Origin of the sequence: Mesorhizobium sp. WSM4884, assembly GCF_029625675.1 — a bacterium.
Lineage (GTDB): Bacteria > Pseudomonadota > Alphaproteobacteria > Rhizobiales > Rhizobiaceae > Mesorhizobium.
Genome location: NZ_JARTVO010000087.1, coordinates 1 through 246, shown reverse-complemented (window position 1 = coordinate 246; position 246 = coordinate 1). Strand labels below are relative to the sequence as shown.

Sequence of the window (246 nt, the reverse complement as noted above, 5' to 3'; positions counted from 1 at the left end):
CATAGGGCGCGAGCAACGGCGCAAAGAGCGCCGCCAGCACCAGCAGGATGAAGACGACCAGGCCGATGACGGCGCCGCGGTTCACTGAGAAATAGTGCCAGAAGGTCTTGGAGCCGGTCAGCCGGTCCGGGCTGCCGGCGGCCATCGGGGCGATTTCGGTCGATTGGCTCATCACGCCGCCCTGATGCGCGGGTTGATGACGGCATAAAGCACGTCGACGATGAGGTTAACGGCCATGACGATGAG

1 pseudogene is annotated in these 246 nt (G+C 63.8%); it reads right to left on the bottom strand.

What is annotated here, in order from left to right:
• Positions 1 to 172: pseudogene (locus tag P9236_RS30770) on the bottom strand (dipeptide ABC transporter permease DppC); the annotation flags it as partial.
• Between the last annotated feature and the right edge of the window lie 74 nt (positions 173 to 246).